The organism is Streptomyces sp. NPDC051173 (assembly GCF_040689515.1).
Taxonomy (GTDB): Bacteria; Actinomycetota; Actinomycetes; order Streptomycetales; family Streptomycetaceae; genus Streptomyces.
The window spans coordinates 109,115-128,355 of record NZ_JBFBBD010000002.1 but is presented as its reverse complement, the minus strand read 5'-3'; the positions used below and the strand labels follow the sequence as shown (position 1 = coordinate 128,355).

At 73.3% G+C, this 19,241-nt stretch carries 16 protein-coding genes; 5 read left to right on the top strand and 11 right to left on the bottom strand.

From position 1 onward, the window contains the following. Window position 1 precedes the first annotated feature (1 nt). The 11 genes from AB0435_RS02045 to AB0435_RS01995 form a co-directional block, all read right to left on the bottom strand. Window positions 2-1,042 carry an LLM class flavin-dependent oxidoreductase gene (locus AB0435_RS02045; protein ID WP_366002323.1) on the bottom strand — a complete coding sequence of 347 codons (1,041 nt, stop codon included), beginning with the start codon at window positions 1,040-1,042 and terminating at the stop codon, window positions 2-4. Then, entirely contained in the window at window positions 1,039-1,755 is a 717-nt protein-coding gene (locus AB0435_RS02040; protein ID WP_366002324.1) for an HAD-IA family hydrolase, read from the bottom strand. Before AB0435_RS02040 ends, AB0435_RS02045 begins: the two co-directional genes overlap by 4 nt. Further along, a complete protein-coding gene (locus tag AB0435_RS02035) occupies window positions 1,746-2,660 on the bottom strand; it encodes a transglutaminase domain-containing protein (protein WP_366425953.1) in 915 nt (304 codons plus the stop codon). Before AB0435_RS02035 ends, AB0435_RS02040 begins: the two co-directional genes overlap by 10 nt. A 70-nt stretch (window positions 2,661-2,730) precedes the next feature. After that, on the bottom strand, window positions 2,731-3,879 hold the full coding sequence (locus AB0435_RS02030; protein ID WP_366425952.1) for an LLM class flavin-dependent oxidoreductase: 1,149 nt from the start codon (window positions 3,877-3,879) through the stop codon (window positions 2,731-2,733). Further along, window positions 3,876-5,117, bottom strand: coding sequence for a Gfo/Idh/MocA family oxidoreductase (locus tag AB0435_RS02025; RefSeq protein ID WP_366002328.1), 1,242 nt, complete (start codon window positions 5,115-5,117; stop codon window positions 3,876-3,878). The genes AB0435_RS02030 and AB0435_RS02025 overlap by 4 nt, the downstream gene beginning before the upstream one ends. Continuing rightward, window positions 5,117-5,890, bottom strand: a complete 774-nt coding sequence (locus tag AB0435_RS02020) for an SDR family oxidoreductase (protein WP_366002329.1) — start codon at window positions 5,888-5,890, stop codon at window positions 5,117-5,119. The genes AB0435_RS02025 and AB0435_RS02020 overlap by 1 nt, the downstream gene beginning before the upstream one ends. Next, on the bottom strand, window positions 5,887-8,181 hold the full coding sequence (locus AB0435_RS02015) for an AMP-binding protein (RefSeq protein ID WP_366002330.1): 2,295 nt from the start codon (window positions 8,179-8,181) through the stop codon (window positions 5,887-5,889). The genes AB0435_RS02020 and AB0435_RS02015 overlap by 4 nt, the downstream gene beginning before the upstream one ends. Beyond that, window positions 8,174-9,325, bottom strand: a complete 1,152-nt coding sequence (locus AB0435_RS02010; RefSeq protein ID WP_366425951.1) for a radical SAM protein — start codon at window positions 9,323-9,325, stop codon at window positions 8,174-8,176. Before AB0435_RS02010 ends, AB0435_RS02015 begins: the two co-directional genes overlap by 8 nt. A gap of 39 nt (window positions 9,326-9,364) precedes the next feature. After that, window positions 9,365-10,147, bottom strand: coding sequence for a PIG-L family deacetylase (locus AB0435_RS02005; RefSeq protein ID WP_366425950.1), 783 nt, complete (start codon window positions 10,145-10,147; stop codon window positions 9,365-9,367). Beyond that, complete coding sequence (locus AB0435_RS02000; RefSeq protein ID WP_366425949.1) at window positions 10,144-11,094, bottom strand: glycosyltransferase; 951 nt, start codon at window positions 11,092-11,094, stop codon at window positions 10,144-10,146. The genes AB0435_RS02005 and AB0435_RS02000 overlap by 4 nt, the downstream gene beginning before the upstream one ends. Before the next feature lie 4 nt (window positions 11,095-11,098). Continuing rightward, window positions 11,099-12,256 (bottom strand): DegT/DnrJ/EryC1/StrS family aminotransferase, encoded by a 1,158-nt coding sequence (locus tag AB0435_RS01995; protein WP_366002334.1) that lies wholly within the window; start codon window positions 12,254-12,256, stop codon window positions 11,099-11,101. A 696-nt stretch (window positions 12,257-12,952) separates the two neighbouring features. On the opposite strand from AB0435_RS01995, the gene AB0435_RS01990 reads away from it, so the two are divergent. From AB0435_RS01990 to AB0435_RS01970, 5 genes are all read left to right on the top strand, one after another. Then, window positions 12,953-14,494, top strand: coding sequence for an alkaline phosphatase family protein (locus AB0435_RS01990; RefSeq protein WP_366425948.1), 1,542 nt, complete (start codon window positions 12,953-12,955; stop codon window positions 14,492-14,494). 81 nt (window positions 14,495-14,575) lie between these two features. Then, window positions 14,576-14,857 (top strand): phosphopantetheine-binding protein, encoded by a 282-nt coding sequence (locus AB0435_RS01985; protein WP_366002336.1) that lies wholly within the window; start codon window positions 14,576-14,578, stop codon window positions 14,855-14,857. A 58-nt stretch (window positions 14,858-14,915) separates the two neighbouring features. Further along, window positions 14,916-16,328: an alkaline phosphatase family protein gene (locus AB0435_RS01980; protein ID WP_366002389.1), complete on the top strand. Its 1,413-nt coding sequence runs from the start codon at window positions 14,916-14,918 to the stop codon at window positions 16,326-16,328. Then, on the top strand, window positions 16,328-18,163 hold the full coding sequence (locus tag AB0435_RS01975; RefSeq protein WP_366425947.1) for a cobalamin-dependent protein: 1,836 nt from the start codon (window positions 16,328-16,330) through the stop codon (window positions 18,161-18,163). Before AB0435_RS01980 ends, AB0435_RS01975 begins: the two co-directional genes overlap by 1 nt. Further along, complete coding sequence (locus tag AB0435_RS01970) at window positions 18,150-19,229, top strand: phosphopantetheine-binding protein (RefSeq protein WP_366425946.1); 1,080 nt, start codon at window positions 18,150-18,152, stop codon at window positions 19,227-19,229. The genes AB0435_RS01975 and AB0435_RS01970 overlap by 14 nt, the downstream gene beginning before the upstream one ends. The last annotated feature ends 12 nt before the right edge of the window (window positions 19,230-19,241 follow it).

The window sequence follows — 19,241 nt, the reverse complement described above, 5'->3', positions numbered from 1 at the left end:
CTCACTCCTCCGCTTCCTTGGCGGCGCCCGGCGCCACCTGGGGGACGACCTCGTGGAACAGGCGCTCCAGGCTGGTGGTTGCCGGGTAGTCGCGGAACCACAGCACGAACTCCTCCACGCCCGCGGCGGCCAGGCGCCGGGCGCGTTCGGTGAGCTGTTCCGGTGTTCCGTACAGACTGCGCCGCGCCAGCAGGTCGGGGTGGTGGCTCCAGAACAGCACCTCGTGCGGGGTGGCGAGCCAGCGGTCGCGTTCCAGTACGGAGTCGAAGATCCGGCACTCCGCCGCCCAGGCGTGCCGGACGCCGTCCGGATCGAGCCCGAGCTCCGCGCGGCGGCGGCGGAACGCGGTGACCGCCGCGGCGACCTGACCGGGCTCGCCCGTCCACTGGACGTGGGCGCACTCCCGCACGGTGGCGTCGGCGGGCAGCAGCGCACCGCGTCCGCCGTCCCCGGCCGGGGCGCGCAGTGCGAGGGGGAGGGGCCGCTGCCGCGGGGTGGGTACGCAGTGCGCCGACGCCAGGCGGATGTGCTCCCCGGTGAAGGTGACGGGCTGTCCGCTCCACAGCGCGCGCAGGGCCTGGGCCGTCTCCCCGAGAGCCCGGTGGGCCGCGGCCTCTTCCTCGTCGGGCTCCGGTCCCGTGGGCACCGTATGCCCCGTCGAGCGATGCTCCGGGAGGTACTCGCGGGCGGAGAAGCCGAGGGTGAGGCGGCCGTCGCAGACGATGTCCAGGGCCGCCGCCTGTTTGGCGATCAGCGCGGCGTTGCGGAACGGCGGGGCCGAGGAGAGCAGCCCCAGATCCAGCCCGGGCACCGCGCCCGCGAGAGCCGCGAGCGTCGTCCAGCCCTCCCAGACCGGCTCGGGCTCGCGCCGGGGCAGCGTGTCCGTGCGGTCCAGCAGCCAGAGGCCGCCGCGGCCGTGCCGGCGGACGGTGCGGGCGGTCTCCAGGAGGAGGTGCCAGCCCTCGTGGTCCGCCGTCCCGGCCAGTTCGAGGTTGGTGCCCTGCGGGGCGACGACGCTCCAGCGCGGGGGCGCGGGTGTCATGCGCGGCCGCCGCTGCGGACCAGCGCGAGCAGGCTCTGCGGCTTGTCGAGCAGGAAGTCGGGCCGCTCGGCGCTCAGTTGGCCGACCGCGCCCTCGCCCCAGGTCGCCCCCACGGTGGCGGTCCCCGCGGCGCGGCCGCTGCGGATGTCGATCACCGCGTCACCGACCATGACCGCGTCCTCGGGCGCCGAGTCCAGCCGGCGCAGCGCCTCGCGCACGATGTCGGGGTGCGGCTTGGGCCTCGGCACCTCGTCGCTGCCCACCACCTCGTCCAGCAGGGGCAGCAGCCCGACGACCTCCAGCACGGCGCGGGCCCGGGAGCCGGACTTGCCGGTGGCGATCGCCGTGCCGACACCGTCCGCCCGCAGGTCCGCCAGCAGCTGCGGCACATCCGGATACACCTCGACCCGGTCCATCATCCGGTGACTCTCCCGGACGAACGGCTCCTCCATCTCGCCGGGCAGGCCCATCAGCCGCATGATGTCCGGGAAATAGCGGCCCTGGTGCGTGCGGTACTCCTCGAAGGGCGGCTCACCCGCCCCCACCACTTCGCGGTAGGCCAGGGCGAACGCCTCGCGCATCACCGCGAAGCTGTCGATGAGGACCCCGTCGAGATCGAAGACGACCGTGGTGAACCGGGAGGGGCCAGGAGCGGGGGGCGTGGGGGGCGCGTCCTTCGCGGCCTGCGGGACGGGCGGGGGGTTCAGGGGCATGGCAGGAGCTCCGTGGGTAGGGACGCCGGGGCCCAGACCCCGGCGTGGCTGACGACTTTCGTGAAGCGGCCCGCGAGCCGGTGGTAGATGGCCCCCGGCGAGCTGTGCGGCGGGTGGGCCGCCGCGTCCAGCCCGCCCCAGGCGGCCATGGCCCGCAGCAGCAGCGGATCGGCCGGCACCCAGCGGCCGCCCACCAGGAACTCGGCCCAGCAGTGCGGTGTGGAGTACGGCTTGGCCACCAGCAGGCCGAAGGAGAACCGCACGTCGAGCCCGCGCCGCCGGCCCTCCGCCACCAGCCAGGCCGCCGCGCCGCCGCAGTCGGCCATGCGCGTGCTCCACAGGAACTCCGGGTCCCAGCGGATCGCTTCGGGCAGCAGGAAGAAGCCGACCGGCTCCAGGGTGCGCAGCAGGTCGAGGACGGCCGGGGGGAAGTCCGGCCAGTGGTCGCGCGACCGTACGTACAGCCGCGCCAGCGTGGTCTCCTGCGGTGAGGCGGCCTCCACCGGGCGGCGGGCGCCGGGCAGCAGCACTCCGTAGCGGCACGGGCCCGCGTGGCCGGGCACCGGGCAGGAGGCCGTGACGTCGACGCGACAGCGCGTCCCTGCCGCGGCCGACGCGGTCCGCAGGGAACCGGCCCACGAGCGGACGGCGCGGCGCTGCACCGAGGCCAGGCCCAGGTGCAGGGCCGCGTTGCCCAGGTCGTAGCCGTCGAAGAGGCGTGCCGCTCCGGTACCCACGAAGGGCACACCCGCCTCGCACAGCGCGGCGAGCAGCTCCGGTCCGATGCGGTTCAGCCGGCGCGCGCTCTGCTCGTCGACGGTGAAGCGGCGGTGCTCGTCGGGCACGAGCAGCAGCCGTGTCACGAGTGCCTGGAGCTCCTGGGTGGAGGGGGGCCGGGCCGGCATGTAGACGCTGATCTCCTCAGTCCTTTCGCCGGGGCGGGACAGCCGGTGCGGCCGCCGGTGGGGTGCCGCGTCAGTCGATGTAGCCGAGGGCCTGGAGGCGGGCCGCCACCTGCTGCTCGTCGCTCGCGGTGTACGCGGGCTCCTGCGGGCGCGGCGCGTAGGGCGTGAAGGGGCGCAGCGCCGGGGCCACCTCGTGGGCGAAGAGCTCCATGGACTCGATCCGGTGCCGGTCCGCCAGCTCGCCGAAGGCGAACTCGCCCAGCAGCGTGTCGAAATGGCCCTCCAGGGACGCGGCCCTGATCCGGTCGGCAACGGTCGACGGCGAGCCGACGAAGACCAGGTTGTTCTCCAGCAGGAACCGGAGGTCGCCGGAGCCCGCCAGGATGTCCGCCGTGCTGAGCCTGCTCGCCGGGGCGTGCTGATCGCGTGAGCGGGACACCTGGCCGTACCGCAGCGTCTTGGTGAACGTCCCGGTGATGTGCGCGGCCGCCCGCTCCTCCGCCTCGGCGTCCGTCCGGGCCACGTGGACCAGCGTCCAGTAGCCGATGCGCGGGTCCGTCGCGTGGCCGTGGCCGCGCCACCAGTCGAGGTAGTGCCGGTAGACCAGCGCCATGGACGCGCGCGGCACGATCATCGTGGAGCTGGTGTGGGCACCGGCCTCGCTGAGGTGGCGCAGGGTGTTGCGGTTGGTGGTGGGCACCCACACGGGCGGGTGCGGGCGCTGCACCGGCGGGAAGGACAGGGTGATGTCGCGCAGTCGGTGCGCGGGTCCGTCGAAGTCGAAGGCGCCCGGCGTGGTGTACGCGGTGTGCAACAGCTCCAGGGCCTCCCGGGTCAGGAGGTGACGGTTGTCGAAATCGGCGTCGAAGGGCAGGAAGGGGTCACGGCTGACGCCCGAGGCGAGCCCCACCTCCAGGCGCCCGCCCAGGAGCTGGTCCAGGGTCGCGACCTCCTCGACCAGGTGCAGCGGGTGGCGCAGCGGCGGCACCCACCCCATCGGCCCGACCCGGATGCGCTCGGTGCGCAGCGCGGCGCCCGTGCAGAAGACCGCGGGCGAGGGCATCCAGCTCTCGTGCGGCGTGCAGTGGTGCTCCACCGAGAACGCGTAGTCGAAGCCGAGCCGGTCGGCGTCCTCGACCTCGCGCCAGAGCTCTTCGTAGCGCTCGCCCGGAGTGATTCCGGGACGGCCCCAGACATGGGAGAAATAGGCGAATTTCATTGGCTTCCCCGGGTGGGCAGGACGCGTGGACAACTGGACGTGCCGGGCGCCGCGTCGCTCTCCGGCGGGCGCAGAGGGGAGGGCGGCTCGACACCGGCGGCCGAGTAGATGTGGTCGATGCAGGAGGCCAGGATGGTCACTTCGGCCATCGAGCCCTCGCCCAGACCCGACACCGGGCCCTGCCCGTCGGCCGAGCCGCCGAGCCGGCGGGCGAGTTCGTCCACCTGCCGCCTGTATTCGACGCCCACGGGCTCGTCGGGCAGCGCGATGGTCTCCTCCACCCCCTGGCGCAGGACCACGAGGCTCGACTCCTGCAGCCGGTGCGGGCTGAAGCCGAAGGTGCCGCGCAGCGTGGCCACTCCCTCGGTGCCCTCCACCGTGATCGTGGTGACGTCCAGCGCCTGGTGGGAGGCCCAGCGCGTCTCCAGGGAGATGCCCACGTCGGTGTCGGTGACGAGGAAGCCGCGGGCGGTGTCCTCCACCGTCTCCCCGGGGCCGGACCGCGCGGTGCCGGAGGAGCGCCGGCTCCAGTCGGCCGTGGCCTCGCCCCGGCTCATCCAGTCCGCGGACATCGTGCTCGCCGCCCGGACCACGCGCGGCCACCCCAGCAGGTGCAGCCCCACGTCCAGCAGGTGCCAGCCCAGGTCCAGCAGCGCGCCGCCCCCGGCGAGCCGGCGGTCGACGAACCATCCGGTGCGCTGCGGGATGCCGGTGGCCCGGATCCAGCTCAGCCCGACACTGCGCACCGTGCCCAGCGAGGGCAGGAGCTCCGCCAGGCGGCAGACGTCGGTGCGGTGCCGGGCGGCGCTCCAGGCGTAGAGGGTGATGTCCCCGATGCTGCCGCCCCGCGCCTGGTGGTCCAGGGCGAGCGCCTGGGCCTCGAAGAGCGTGCGGCACACCGGCTTCTCGACGAACACCGGCACGTCCCGCTCCAGGAGGGCCTTGGCCACGGGGAGATGGAGGTGGTTGGGCAGGGCGATGATGGCCGCGTCCACGCTTCTCGGAGCGAGCTCCTCCGGTCTGCTCAGGACGCGTGTCCGCGCGCCCTCGGGCAGGGCCGACCTGGCGGCCACGGGGTCGTCGTCCACGAGGAAGTCGACCCGGAACGCCGGGTGTTCCGCCAGCAGCGGCAGCCACACCTTGCGCGAGACCCACCCCGCGCCCAGCACTGCCATCCGGAGGGGTTCGCGCGCCGTCGCCGGCGGTGTCACGACCGGTGCCTTTTCCGTGATAGCCATCAGAAGCGGGCACCACCGTCGACGACGAGCGTATTGCCGTTGACGTACGAGGCCGACGGCGACAGCAGGAACGACACCGCCGCCGCGACCTCCTCGGGCTCACCGAGCCGCCCCGCCCCGATGAACTGCAGGACGAGATCGCGCTCGGTCTCCGAGAAGTCCATCACCTCGGCGCGGATCGCCCCGGGCGCGACGACGTTGACGGTGATGCCGTGCTTGCCGACCTCACCCGCCACCGAGGCCGCCCACGGCTGGAGCGCCCCCTTGGTGGCGGCGTACGCGCTGTGGCCGGGCAGCCCGCTGGTCCCGGCCCGGGAGCCGAAGAGCACGATCCGCCCGTACCTGGCGCGCATCATCGGCTTCAGGCACGCCTTGGCGAGGTTGACGGAACCCGCCAGGTTCACCCGCAGCAGCTTCTCCAGGCTCCGGGCGTCCGTGGCCATCGCGAGCCTGCGGGTGCGCAGGCCCGCGGCCGCCACACAGCCGTCCAGCCGCCCGAACCGCTCGACGGCCGCGGCCACCAGCGCGTCGGCGCCCGCGGGCTCGCTCAGGTCCGCCGCGACGGGTACGAGCGTGCCGCCCTGGCCCTCCACCTGCTCCCGCAGTTTGCGGATCGCCTGCTCCCCGCTGTGGTATCCCGCGACGACGGTGGCGCCGAGCGCGGCGAGCTCCAGCGCGCACGCGCCGCCTATCTGCCCGGACGCGCCCGAGACCACGACCACGCGGCCGCTCTGTCCCAGGCGCTCCGCGGCCCGGTCGGTGACGCTGCTCATGAACCGGCCTCCTTGGCGATGATCAGATGACAGGGGGACGCGTCCAGCGGCACGTGGCGTGCGACCTCCGCCCCCTCTTGCAGCAGCCCGGCGACCAGGTCGCCGGTGGTCGGCCACGCGGTCCCGCCGTGCGTGAGCCAGTCCAGGGCCAGTTCGCTCCCCGGCCCGGACGCCGGCAGGAAGACGTCGTCGACCAGCAGCCGCCCGCCCGGCCGCAAGGAGCCGAGCAGGGCGCCGAGAGCGCTGCCCGGACCCGGGCCGTGCACGGCGTTGGCGACCACGCAGAAGTCGGCGTCGCCGACGGGCAGTCGGGGGCCGACGGTCACCCTGCCCTCCTCGACCGCCGCGGTGATGGCAGGGGAGAGCGGCCCGCTGAGCCGGCCGACGGTGACCAGATGGCCGGTCGCCCCGGGGTCCGAGGCGAGCAGGCGCTCCAGATAGCGGCCAGGACCCGCGGTCACCTCCACCGTCCGCGCCCCCGGTCCCGGCCGCAGGAGCCGCAGACCGAGCGCGGCCCTGGCCCGTGCGCCGGGGCCGTCCATCGCGCCCTGGTACAGGGCGACGAGCGGATCGAGGCTCTCCGGCGGCCTCTCGTCGAAGGGGCGCCGCGCCGTCCCGTTCCGGGCGACCGCGGCGAGCTCCTCACGGGAGACCGGCCCACGGGAGAGGTGCTCCTCCAGTGCCACGAACGCGGCCACCTCCCCGGCCCGGACCCGGGCTCCGGGCGCCTCCGCCTCAGTGGTCAGCACCCCCAGAGCGGTGGCCGTGCGCAACAGCCACTCCAGGGCATCGGCGTCACACCCCAGCTCCCCGGCGAGGAGAGCCGTGTCGGCGCCCCGGGCGAGCGGTTCCAGCGCGCCCAAGTCGTGCAGGGCGAAGAGCACTTCGGAGGTCTTGTACGCGCGGGCGGCCTCGGCCGCGCTCCGGGTGAGGCGGTAGACGGACGCCGCCCGCACCTTGCCCGCGGCATTGACCGGCAGGCTCTCCCGCAGGACGAACTCGTCGGGCACCTTGTGCGGCGCCAGCTCCCGGCGGGCGTGCTCGCGCAGCGCCTCAAGGGCCAGCCCCGGCGCCGCCGAGACCTCCGCGACGATCCCGTCCTCGCCCTGGTGCCGTCCCCGCCGGGCGCCGACCCGCACGTTCACCACGTCCGGGTGCCCGCGCAGCACCTCCTCGATCTCCAGCGGGGAGACCCAGCGCCCGCCCCGGCGGATCGCCCGGTCCTCACGCCCCAGGATGCGCAGGCCCCCGGGCACGGCCACGGCGAGGTCGCCCATGGCGTACGGCTGTCCGTCCACCCGTACGCTCAGCAGCCCCGGGGTGCCGGGGGGCGCCACCGCGCCGTCCCGGCCGGTCAGTTCGCACTCCACCCCCGGCAGGGGGGCGCCGGCGCACAGGGGCTCCAGCCCCGCCGGTCCGGCGAGCACGGCGCCCGTCTCCGTGGATCCGTAGTTCCGGGCGAGGCCGGTCCCGAACGCCTCGGTGAACGCGCGGTCCAGCTGCTCGTCCACCGGCCCCGCGCCCACCATGGCCAGCCGGAGGGCGGGCGCCGCGGGCACCCCCGGCGGCCGTCCGGCCGCGGCTCCCCGCAGCCGACGGGTCGCCAGCAGCCGGGCCACACTGGGCACCAGGGCCACCACCGTCGCACCACTTGAGAGCTCCGCGGCGATACGGCCCAGGGCGGCCGGCGGTACGGGGCGCAGCGCGGCCCCCGTCAGCAGTCCGCCGAACAGCCAGCCCAGCGCGTAGGCGTGGGACAGCGGCACCGGCAGCAGCAGGGTGTCCTCTCCCGTGAGACCGACCCCGTCGCGGTAGCGGCGGCCCTCCGCGAGCAGGCTCTCCTCGCTGCGGGCGACGAGCTTGCTCGCACCGGTCGACCCCGAGGTCGGGAGCAGGACGGCGGGCCGGGCCCTGGAGTGTTCCCCGGGCGGGCCGGTCAAGGCCGGCGGGAGGCCGTCGTCGGTCCCGGGGACGATAAGGGACCTGCCGCCCCCGGCCGCCCGCAGCAGCCGCGCGGTCTCGGCGTCCGGTGTGTCGGGTTCGAGCAGCAGGGGTCTGGCGCCGGACGCCAGCAGTGCGAGGAAGGCGACGACCCACTGCGGGCTGTTGGGCGCGCGCAGGGCCACGGCCTCGCCCTCGACCGCCTCGGCCTTGAGTGCCGCCGCGGCCGTACGCACCCGCTCCAGCAGGGCGTTCGCGTCCATTCCGGGCAGCGGTGTCCGGCCGGACGGCAGCCGCTCCACCGCGCCCAGCAGGGTGTCCGCCTCGTGACCGGTCGCCTGCTCAGTCATGGCCGCCCTGGAGGTAGTCGGCCTTCGCGTCGGCGAGCATCTGCCGGATGCGGGGCGGGGAGTAGGTGGGGGCGGCGCACAGCTCGTCGAGGGTGATCTCGTCCTCGAAGTACATCGAGAGCGTGTCCCAGGGGGTGAAGCACCCGTGGCACGCCTTGAGCCGGGGCTTGGGGGCGAGCAGGGCCTTGTAGAGACCGCTGGTGCCGACCGTGTCCAGCATCTCGCTCCAGTCCTCCTCCAGGGCGTTGCCCATGTCGGAGAACCAGATGTTGGGGCAGGGGGTGACGACTCCGTCGCTGAAGCTGGAGACGACGAGCCGCGGCAGGTGGCAGCGGAAGGTGCGGCGCCCCTCGCGGTAGAAGCTCGTCAGCCGGTCGAAGTAGGGCCGTGGCGGGAGGACCCGCGCGAACTCGTCGTAGCGGTCGACGAGTTCCCGGAGGTGGCCGAACTGCTCGGGCCGCACCTTGAAGTCCTCCGAGTCCGGGCCGCGCACCGGGAAGGGGAAGAACACCGGAGGCCGGGAGAACCCCGACAGCCACTCGGCGAAGGCGCAGACCTCCGTGACGCTCCGGTCGTTGAGCACCGTGTAGATCTCCACCGGCAGCCCCGAGTCCAGGATCCGGGCGATGGCGGCGACGACCTTCCCGTGCAGGCTCTCCGACGGCACGCGGTGGCTGTTGCCGTGGTGGAGGTGGCTGTCGAGGGAGACCTGGAGCACGACGTTGCCCCACGAGCGGAACCGCTCCAGGTGCTCCTCGCGCACCAGGACGCCGTTGGTCTGGATGACCAGCACGTCGTACTTGCGGGCCTCCTGCTCCAGGAAGTCCATGATCCCCCGGACGAGGAAGATCTCGCCCCCGGTCACCTTCAGCAGCGGCAGGCCGAAGCGGTCCCGGATCCGGTCGGCGACCTTGTCCATGCGCTGCCCGAGCCCGCTGTCCTTGGCGTAGCTGTCGCGGCGCGGGGGCTCGAAGATCAGTTGGAGGGAGTGACCCTCCTTGAGGTTGCTCTGTCCGGTGAGGCAGTAGGTGCAACTGAGGTTGCAGGAGTCCTCGTTGATGACCAGGTCGTTGCCGATCAGCGGCAGGCGCCGCCTGGCGCCCGCGTCGGGGGTGGCCGTCGGCGGGTGGGTGCTACGGGACATGAGTGGCCTCTCTCGTGGTGGGGCTGCGCGCGGCGTGGGTCACGGCCCCCTTTCCGCGAGTGCCGGCCGGGTCTCCCCGTGGCCGTCCCGGCCCGCGGGCACCCAGTGGCGGTCGGTGTGGCCCGGCCCGTCGGCCCCGCCGTGCGCGCGGGCGCGGGCGAGCAGGGCCTCGCGCAGGGCGGCGACCCCGCCGAAGTGGGCGCTCGCCTGGCTGGTGTAGTGGCCGGCGGCGGTCAGCCAGCGGTCCACCGCCTCGGACGGCAGCCGCTCCGTGCGCGGCCGCAGGCCCGTGTGATCACGCGCGCGCAGCCGGTAGGGGAAGTCCTCGTAGAAGACGGTGCGGTCGGGGGCCAGGGCCTCCACCGCGCCTCGGACCAGGCGGTGGTCGACGTGCCGGCCCGCCGCCAAGGGGACGTGGACGCTCGCCGCCCCCGCGCACAGAGGCCGCAGAGCCGCCCGGACCTCGTCCAGCAGGGGCAGATCGGCCGGGTGCCAGGGGCCGAACAGTCGGCGTGGGGAGGCGTAGCGAAAGGTGCCCGAGGCCGTGCGCAGTGCCGCGTCGGTGAAGTCCAGCGGCACGTGGCGCACGCCCAGTTCGGCGCACGCCGCCCGGTCCTCGGCCCGGCGCACCGCGGGATCGGCGGCGGCGCGCCACGACCCGGCGGCCCCGGCCGCGGACCCGGCGAAGACCGTGACGACGGTCGGCCGCAGCCCCTCGGCGGCCCAGCACGCCAGGCGCCCGCCCAGGGACCACACGGCGTCGTCCGCGTGCGGGGAGAGCACCACGGGCCCGTACGGCACGGTGGCCGGTATGCCGCTCACCGCGCGGCGTCCCGTGCCGGCGCGACCTCTTCGGCCAGGACGGCGCGTACGTACCCCTCGGGCGTGCCGTCCGGCCCGAGCAGGGCCTCCAACGCGCGTACCGACGGGTGCGGGTGGGCGGCGGAGAAGTGCGTCAGGTTGCGGTGGTGCTGCTCCCAGCGGCCGGGGCGGGCGTGGCTGAGGTGTACGCCGAGGGCGTCGGGTGCGAGGGCCCTGCGGAGCCCGGCGGCGTACAGGCGGAACCCGAACTCCAAGTCCTCGCACCCCCAGGTGAGCCCGAACTCCTCGTCGAATCCGCCGGTGCGCTCCCATACGGCCCGGTCGACGGCGACGTTCGCGCCGACGAAGCCGAGCCAGGGGGCGACGTCCGGCAGGGAGCCGCCGTCCATGGCCTCCACGGCCCGCTCCAGGGCGTTGGCGACGAGCCGCCGGTGCGGCGGGCGCCGCTCCGGGGTGGCGGCCGGGGGAGCGGGTTCGAGGCCGGCGCGGGCGTGCCGGACCTCGGCGGGAGCGGCTCCCCCGACCGCGGTGAGGAACCTTGCCGCGGTGGGGAGTTCGCGCAGCCGGCCGTGGATGAAGGCGCCAGGGTCCGCGGCCCCGGCGTGTGCCGCGAGGAACCCGGGCCCCACCAGCACGTCGTCGTCGAGGAAGACCAGCCGGGGCGCGAGGGCCGCGGCCGCCCCGGCGTTCCGGGCGGCGGCCCGCCCTCGCCGGGGCCCCCGCACCACGCGCAGCGGGAGCGGACCGCCCATCTCCCGCGTCACGGCGGACAGGTGGTCACCCGCGTCGCCCCCGTCGTTGTCGTCGACGACGACCACCTCGAAGGGCGGTGTCCCCGGGCCGGACCCGGTCAGGCACGCGAGGGTCGCGCGCAGGCGTGCTGCGGGACCCCGGCTGGGGACGACGACGCTCAGCCGGGGTTCGGTGCTGTCGTTGGGGGACCGCATCGGGTCAGAGCGCGCCGACGAGGCCGGAGAAGACCTCCGCCAGCCGGTCCAGCGTCGGCGCGTCGGCGAGCAGGACGCGGTGGTGCAGCCATAGGCAGTCGCTGCCGATCTCCTCCGCCACGGGACAGTTCTTGGCCAGTTCCTCGGCGTCCGCCGGCACCGGGCCGCGCGCGAAACCCTCGGTGCGGTAGACCGGGGGGAAGCCGACGAACGCGGGCACCCCCCGCTCGACCAGCGCGTCGACCAGGGCGAGGCGGCGCACGGCGGAGATGCCGGGCAGCCGGACCATGGCCATGTAGTGGGAATGGAGGTCGCCGCGCTCGTCGCGCCCCTGGGGCACCACGCCGTCGATGGTGGCCAGCGCCGTACGCAGCCGCGCCCAGCGCTCCTCACGGATGCGCAATTGGTCGTTCAGGCGCTTCAGTTGAGCACGCAGGACGCTCGCGGAGAACTCGTTCATGCGGTAGTTGGAGCCCTGTGTCAGGTGGCGGTAGACACGGTCCCCGGGTGGCCGGCCGCAGCAGTGCTGGAGGAACGCCTCGTGGTAGGAGTCGTCGTCGGGCAGCAGCAGGGCGCCGCCCTCGCCGGCGGTCATCAGCTTGCCGTTCTGGAAGCTGAAGGCGGCGAGCGAGCCGAGCTCTCCGACCCGCCGGCCCTGCCACTGCGCGCCATGGGCGTGCGCCGCGTCCTGGAGGACCGGTACGCCCGCGGCGAGGGAGAGCTTCTCCAGGGCGTCCATGTCGGCGAACTGGCCCGCCATGTGGACCGGCATGATCGCTTTGGTCCGCGGCGTCACCAGCGCCGCCGCGGCGTCGACGTCGAGGCAGTAGGTGTCGGGCCGTACGTCCGCCGGCACCGGCACCGCGCCCACGCGCTGCACCGCCAGTGACGACGAGATGAAGGTGAATGCCGGGACGACGACCTCGTCGCCGGGGCCGATCCCCATGACTCCCAGGGCGAGTTCCAGGGCGTGGGTGCCGTTCGTCGTGGCGATCGCGTGCGGGGCGCCGTGATGGCCGGCGAATTCCCGCTCGAAGAGGTCGACCTCCTGCCCCGCGTCGCGCCACCACCCCTTCTGGTCCAGGGCCCGGAGAAGACCGGCGCGCTCCTCCGCGCCGTGTTGCGGCCATGAGGGAAAGGACAGGACGTCATCACGTGTCATTGAGCAGCCTTTCGGTCCTGCGGGTGCGGCATGGTCGGCTTCAGGCGCTGTACGGCAGGCGGGTGGGTGTCGAGGCCGTTGCCTTCGGGGGCCGCGGTGCACGGCTCGTTTCCGTTGTGTTCACGCTGCACCGAGGCGATGCGGGACCCGGCGGGAAACGCCGTTCCTCGGGGGCGAAGGGAAATTGGCCCGCGGCGTGCGGGTGGCCGGAGCGGGCATGTGATCCGGCCCCCGGTCGTGGGCCGGATCACATGCCAAGCACGAGCCTCCATAGGGCAGTTGCCGGAGTCAACACCCTTGCCGGGAAGGCCTGCCCCGGCGGCCGGTCGGCGGTGGATTCTCGTCAGCAGGGTGGTTGAGCTGTGAAACTGTCTTTTCCCGGAGGGAATTGATCCAGTTCACGGACTGCCCGGCAGACCTGTAGGCGACGTTATCCGACGCCGAAGTGGCTCAAACCGCATGCCTGGAGGGAGTGGGAAGCGTCGCGTATGGTGGGCCCGACACCGTCCTGGTATGCGCTGTGCGCATGGTTCATTGAGTCGAATCCCACTCCGGACCTCGGATCCGGGCGCCATACGACCACCGTTGTGCGGTCTGTGGACGCACCGGTGAGGGGCTGTTACAGTCCTCGGATCATCGATGATCGGCAGTTTCTGCCTGCAATCATGATGAGTTTTCAGAGCTGGAGGCAATTTCGTGCCACCCTCTCCCCGCGCCCTCGTCATCGGAATCGACGGAGGCACATTCGATACGGTCGACCCGCTGATCGAGTGCGGTCTGCTGCCCCATATGGCGAAGCTGCTGCGCGAGAGCGCCAGCGCCGCCACGGACTGCACCTGGCCCGCCCACACGGCGCCGGGGTGGAGCACGTTCGTCTCCGCCAGCGACCCCGGCGGACACGGGATCTATCAGTTCTACGACACCCAGGACCCGGCCTACGGGGCCCGCGTCACACGCTCCGGTGATCTGGGCCGGTCCAGCGCCTGGGACTGGCTGGCCGCGCAGGAGTACTCGCTGGGCCTCGTCAACATCCCCATGTCGCACCCGCCTGCCGACCTGCCCGGCTATCAGGTCACCTGGCCGCTGGAGCGCACCCTCAAGCACTGCCGTCCGGATTCCCTGCTGCGTGAACTGGCCGCCGCCAAGGCCCACTTCCAGTCGGACCTCGCGACCATGTTCCGGGGCGACATGGCCTATCTGGAGGAAGCCGAGCGCAATGTGGCGGCGCGGGTCCGCTCCGTACGGCATCTGATGACCACCCGGCCCACCGATGTCGTGATGGTCGTGCTCACCGAGGCCGACCGGGTCGGACACCACTACTGGCACTACGGCGACCCCGACCACCCCGGCCACCGGGCAGCCCCGGAAGGCAGCGGCTGGGACGTCGCCATGCCCCGGATCTACCGGGCCATCGACCAGGCGGTCGGCGAACTCCTGGAGCTGGTCGACGAGGACACCTCCGTCGTGCTCGTCTCCGACCACGGCCTGGGCACCGGGCGGTACGGCCTGTCGGTGCACACGCTCCTGGAGGAGGCCGGACTGCTGGCCACCGCGCCGGGGGAGGAACCGCAGGAGGCGGCGGCGAGCTGGTTCGCGGGCGACGGGCGCCACGTCGACTTCCGCCGCACCAGCGTCTACATGCCCGTTCCCGGCAGCTACGGCCTCAACGTCAACGTGCGCGGACGCCAGCGGCGCGGCACCGTCGCCCCCCGCGACCGCGCACGGGTCATGGACGAGGTCGCGGGCCTGCTCTCCGGGCTGACCGGCCCCGACGGACAGAAGGTCTTCCGGGCCGTCCGCCCGCGCGAAGAGGCGTACCCCGGGCCGCACACGGGCCGGGCACCCGACCTCCTCCTCGTCCCGCAGGACGAGACCGTGCTCCCCGTCCCCGACCTCGGCGGCGAGGTGTGGCGGCCGAGCGCGCAGACCGGCCTGCACCGCTACCGCGGCATGTGGGCACACCGCTCGCCCCGCGTCCGTCCCGGCCGCCTGTCCGGCACCGTCGCGCTCACCGACACCCTGCCCACCCTGCTCACCGACCTCGGGGCCGCGTGGCCGGAGGACGTCCACGGCCGCCCCGTGACCGCCGTCCTCGACGACGGCGTACGGATCCCGCCCGCCGACCCCCGGGTCGAGGCCACCGGCACCCCGGCCGCCACGAGCCCGGCCGCCGTCGCGGCCGCCGGCGGCGAGGACGCGTACACCAGCGACCGCCTGCGCGAAATGGGCTACCTGTAACCACCGCCGGGCCGTACCGGCGCTTGTCCCCACCGGAGTCCCGCCGCTCGCGGCGGCGTGGAGGAGAGAGGTTTTTCTGCCATGGAGACCCTGACCACCGACAAGATCAAGGACCGGCTGCGCAAGGTGCTCGTCGATTCCCTCGAACTGTCCCTGGAGCCCTCGGCCGTACCCGACGAGGGGCTCGTGGAGAAGCTGGGCCTGGACTCGATCAACACCATCGAGTTCCTCATCTGGGTCGAGAGCGAATTCGGCATAGAGATCGCCGACGAGGACCTGTCGATCAAGCTCATCGACAGCCTCGACCTCCTCGCCGGCTATGTGTCCGAGCGCATGAACGGCGTCACCGCACCGGCGGAGTGACGGCCGTGCGCGCCTTTGCCTCCGGGCCCACTCCCCGCAGCGGAAGGACGTGAGCGCGATGGACCGGCACGCCCTGGTGATCGGGCTCGACGGCATGCCGAGGACCCTGCTGACCCGCCTGGCCGACGACGGGACCATGCCGCACACCGCGGCGCTGCTCGCCGAGGGTCACTGCGCCGAACTGCTGGCACCCGTACCGGAGATCAGCTCCACCTCCTGGGCCACCTTCCTCACCGGCACCAACCCGGGCCGGCACGGCATCTACGGCTTCACCGACCTCGCCCCCGGCGACGGCTACCGCATCCGCTTCCCCGGCGTCGAGCAGCTGCGCGAACCCCCGCTGTGGGAACTCGCCTCCCGCGCCGGCCGCAGAACCCTGTGCCTGAACGTGCCGGGCACCTATCCCGCCCCCGCCATCGACGGCGTGCTGGTCTCCGGCTTCGTCGCCCCCGAACTGGAGCGCGCCGTCAGCCCGCCACGGCTGCTGCCCCTGCTGCGCGGCCTCGACTACGAACTCGACGTCGAGGTCGGCGACGTCGCCGCCGACCCGGCGGCCTTCCTCGGACGCGCCGTCCGGGCCCTGCGCGCCCGCACCCGGGCGATGGAACACCTCCTGCGGCAGGAGACCTGGGACCTCGCGGTCGCCGTGCTCACCGAGACCGACCGCGTCCACCACTTCCTGTGGCGCGCCGTCGCCGACCCCGCCGACCCCCTGCACGGGGACGTCCTCGGCTTCTACCGCCTCGTGGACGACTGCGTGGCCACCCTGGTGCGCACCCTCCCGCCGGACGGTGAACTCTTCCTGATGAGCGACCACGGCTTCGGCCCCGCCGCCTGTCAGGTCTATCTCAACGCGTGGCTCAGGGAGTCCGGCTGGCTGGCCGGGCTCGACGTCTGTCCGGACCTCACCGCGGTCGACGCGCGCAGCACCGCCTTCGCGCTCGACCCCGCCCGCGTCTACCTCAACCGCAAGAGCCGCTTCCCCGGCGGCGGCCTGACCGACACGGAGGCGGACGACGCCGCCCATGAGATCGCGCGCGAGCTGGCAGCCCTGCGCTGCGACGGCACCCGGCTCGGCCCCGACGTCGACGGGCCGCTCCTCGTGCGCGACCTCTACCGCGCCCCGGAGGTCTACCACGGCCCGCTCCTGGGCAACGCCCCCGACCTGGTGGCCGTGCCCGCCCCCGGCGTGCAGCTGCGCGGCGGCTGGGGCGGCACGGACACCGTGCGCGACGACATCCTCACCGGCACCCACACCCGCGACGACGCGGTCTTCTACCGGCGCGGCGCGCCCGCGCCCGCCCCCGGCGCGGACGGCGGCCCGCTCGACATGACCGACGTGGCCCCGACCGTCCTCGCCTCCCTGGGCATCCACCCCGGCGGGCTCGACGGCGCGGCCGTGCTCGGCACGGCGGGACCCGCGTCCGCCCGCGGCCGCACGGACCCCCCTCTCGACATCAGGGAGCTCTGATGAAGCACGACCTCGGTCTGGCACCATCGGCACCCAAACCGGGAACACTCGACCTGGCCCTGGATCCGCGCATCACCGATCCCGCGTCCTTCCGGGTGAGTTTCCTGATCCTCCTCGACGGCGACCTCGTGATGTCCCCCGAACACCTCGGCGTCGCCTACATGGCCAGCGTGCTGCGCCACACCGGCTTCACCGCGGAGATCCGGGAGGTGGAGCACGGCGACGACGAGGCGGCCGCCACCGTCGAGGCGCTCAAGGAATACCGGCCCGACCTCGTCTGCTTCACCCTGATGAGCCTGAACCTGGGCAGCTGCCTGACCCTGTGCCGGCTGCTGCGGGAGGAGCTGCCGGGGACGACGATCGCCTGCGGCGGCCCCGCCGGCACCTTCGCGGGCCTGGACGTCCTGCGGAACAACCCCTGGACCGACGTCGTCGCCGTGGGGGAGGGCGAGCCCACCATCCTCGACCTCGTCCAACGGCTCTGCCTCAAGGAGCCGTTGTCCGCCTGCAAGGGCATCTGCTACCGCGACGAGGACGGCACCCCGCGCCAGAACCCTGCCCGCCCCCTGATCCACAATCTGGAGGACCTCCCCTTCCCCGCCCGGGACCAGCTCAGCCAGCACGGCGACAAGCTGGAGTACGTCCGGGTGAGCACCAGCCGGGGCTGCGTCGCCAACTGCGCCTTCTGCTCCGCCCCGCACCTGAAGAACCGCGTCCAGGCGGGCAAGGCGTGGCGCGGCCGCGGACCGGAACAGATCGTGGACGAGGTCGCCGAGATCGTCGCGCGCCACCAGTTCCGGACCTTCGACTTCGTCGACTCCACCTTCGAGGACCCCGACGGCGGCCGCGTGGGCAAGAAACGGGTCTCGGCGATCGCCAACGGCATCCTGGAGCGCGGCCTCGACATCTACTACAACGTCTGCATGCGGGCCGAGAACTGGCGCGACACCCCCGAGGACCACGCCGTGCTCGACCTGCTGGTCGCCTCGGGCCTGGAGAAGGTCAACGTCGGCATCGAATCCGGCACCGCGGAGGAACTGCTGCTCTGGGAGAAGCGCGCCACCGTCGAGGACAACGTCACCATCATCAGGATGCTGCGGGAACACGGCATCTATCTCGCCATGGGATTCATTCCCTTCCACCCGTACGCGACCCTGGAGACGATCGTCACCAACGCTGCCTTCCTGCGCGACAATTCCGGGCACAACCTCCGGCGCATGACCGAACGCCTGGAGATCTACCCCGGAACCACCATCGTGAGCCGCATGCGGGCCGACGGACTCCTCGGCGAGACCTATCTCGAAGGGCTCGACCCGTACGGCTACGACTTCAAGGACCCCCGGGTCGGACGGCTCGCCAAGCATTTCGCCCAGCTGTACAACAACGACGACTACCACCGGCACGGCGTCATCACCGAGCAGTCCTCCGTCTTCGCCTTCGAGACCTACAACGTCGTTCTCCAGACCTTCATCTCCCGGCTGCACCGCCGGTTCACCGCCCTGCCGGGGGTGGACGAGGTGATGGAGAACTTCAAGGCCCGGGTGCACGAGATCCGCCAGGAGATGGGCCGGCACAATCACGGCTTCTTCATGTCCAATGTCGAGGCGGTCATGAACGACTCCCTCGACCCGGAGAAGCAGGGCCGGCAGGTGGTGGACGTCGAGCACTTCTTCCGCGACCGCCTCGACCTGCTCCGCAGCGAACAGCTGCGCGTCGGCAAGGCCCTCACCCGGCTCGGCGCCCGGGTGGCGGAGGTCAGCTCGACCATCCCCAAGGAGCGCCCCGGCGGACTGCCGCGCCAGTACACGGGAGAGGGCAGCGGTGCCACGTGGTGAGACGGAAACCGCCGCGGCGAGAGTGGCGGTCTGCACGCTGAGCAGCAGGGAACTGGCCGACCCCCTGGCCCGGTTGCCCGGCGTGGCCGTCGCCGGCACGCTGATGACCGCCAACCTGGGCATCGAGCAGGTGGTCAAGGCCCTGCGGCACGACCGCACGGTCCGCGGCCTGCTCGTGTGCGGCCGCGACTCGCCCCGCTTCCTCGCCGGCCAGAGCCTGGTCGCCCTCTTCCAGCACGGCCTCCGCCCCGAGGACGGGCACATCCGGGGAGCCATCGGCTACCTCCCCGTCCTGAGGTCCGTGACTGAGCCGGAGATCGAGGAGGTACGCGCCCGCGTCGAGCTGGTCGACGCCCGCGGCGAGCGCGACGTGGAGACACTGCGCACCGAGGTCGCGGCGCTCCTCGCACGGGTACGGCGCACACCGGCCCGCCTCTCCCGCGACCGCGGTACGGGTCAACCACCCTTCACCGAGCCCGGCTTCGGCCGTCTGCACCCGGTGGGCCGCCGCCGCTCCCTGGACGCGGGCATCGGCGGATTCGTCCTGATCGGCCTCGACCGCGAGCACCGGCGGATCCTGTTGCGGCACTACACCTCCGATGTGATGCCCTGTCATGAGATGTGGGGCACCCGTGGGGAGTCGATGCTGCTCGGGCTGCTGGAGGCCGGGGTCGTCGAGGACCCCGCCCACGCCGGATACCTCGGCGCCGAACTGGCCAAGGCCGAGACGGCGCTGCGGCTCGGCCTGCACTACGAACAGGACCTGCCCCTGCGCCCGCCCGGCAGGCCGCCCGCCCGCCTGCGGCACCGGACCCCGAAGGAGCGAACGACCATGGCGCAAGCGCCCGCGCTGGAGGACTTCCTGCGTCTCGTGACGAGGACGCTGGGGGCCGAGGACACCGTCCTGGACCCCCACACGCCGCTCGGTGAACAGGTGGCGGTGGACTCCGCCCGGCTCATCGAACTCACCGTCGTCCTGGAGGAGGAGCTCGGCGCCGACCTCCCCGACGACGCCGACCTGGCCAGGGCCACCCCCGCGGAACTCCACAAAGCACTCGTGGGCTGAGAGGAAACCGAC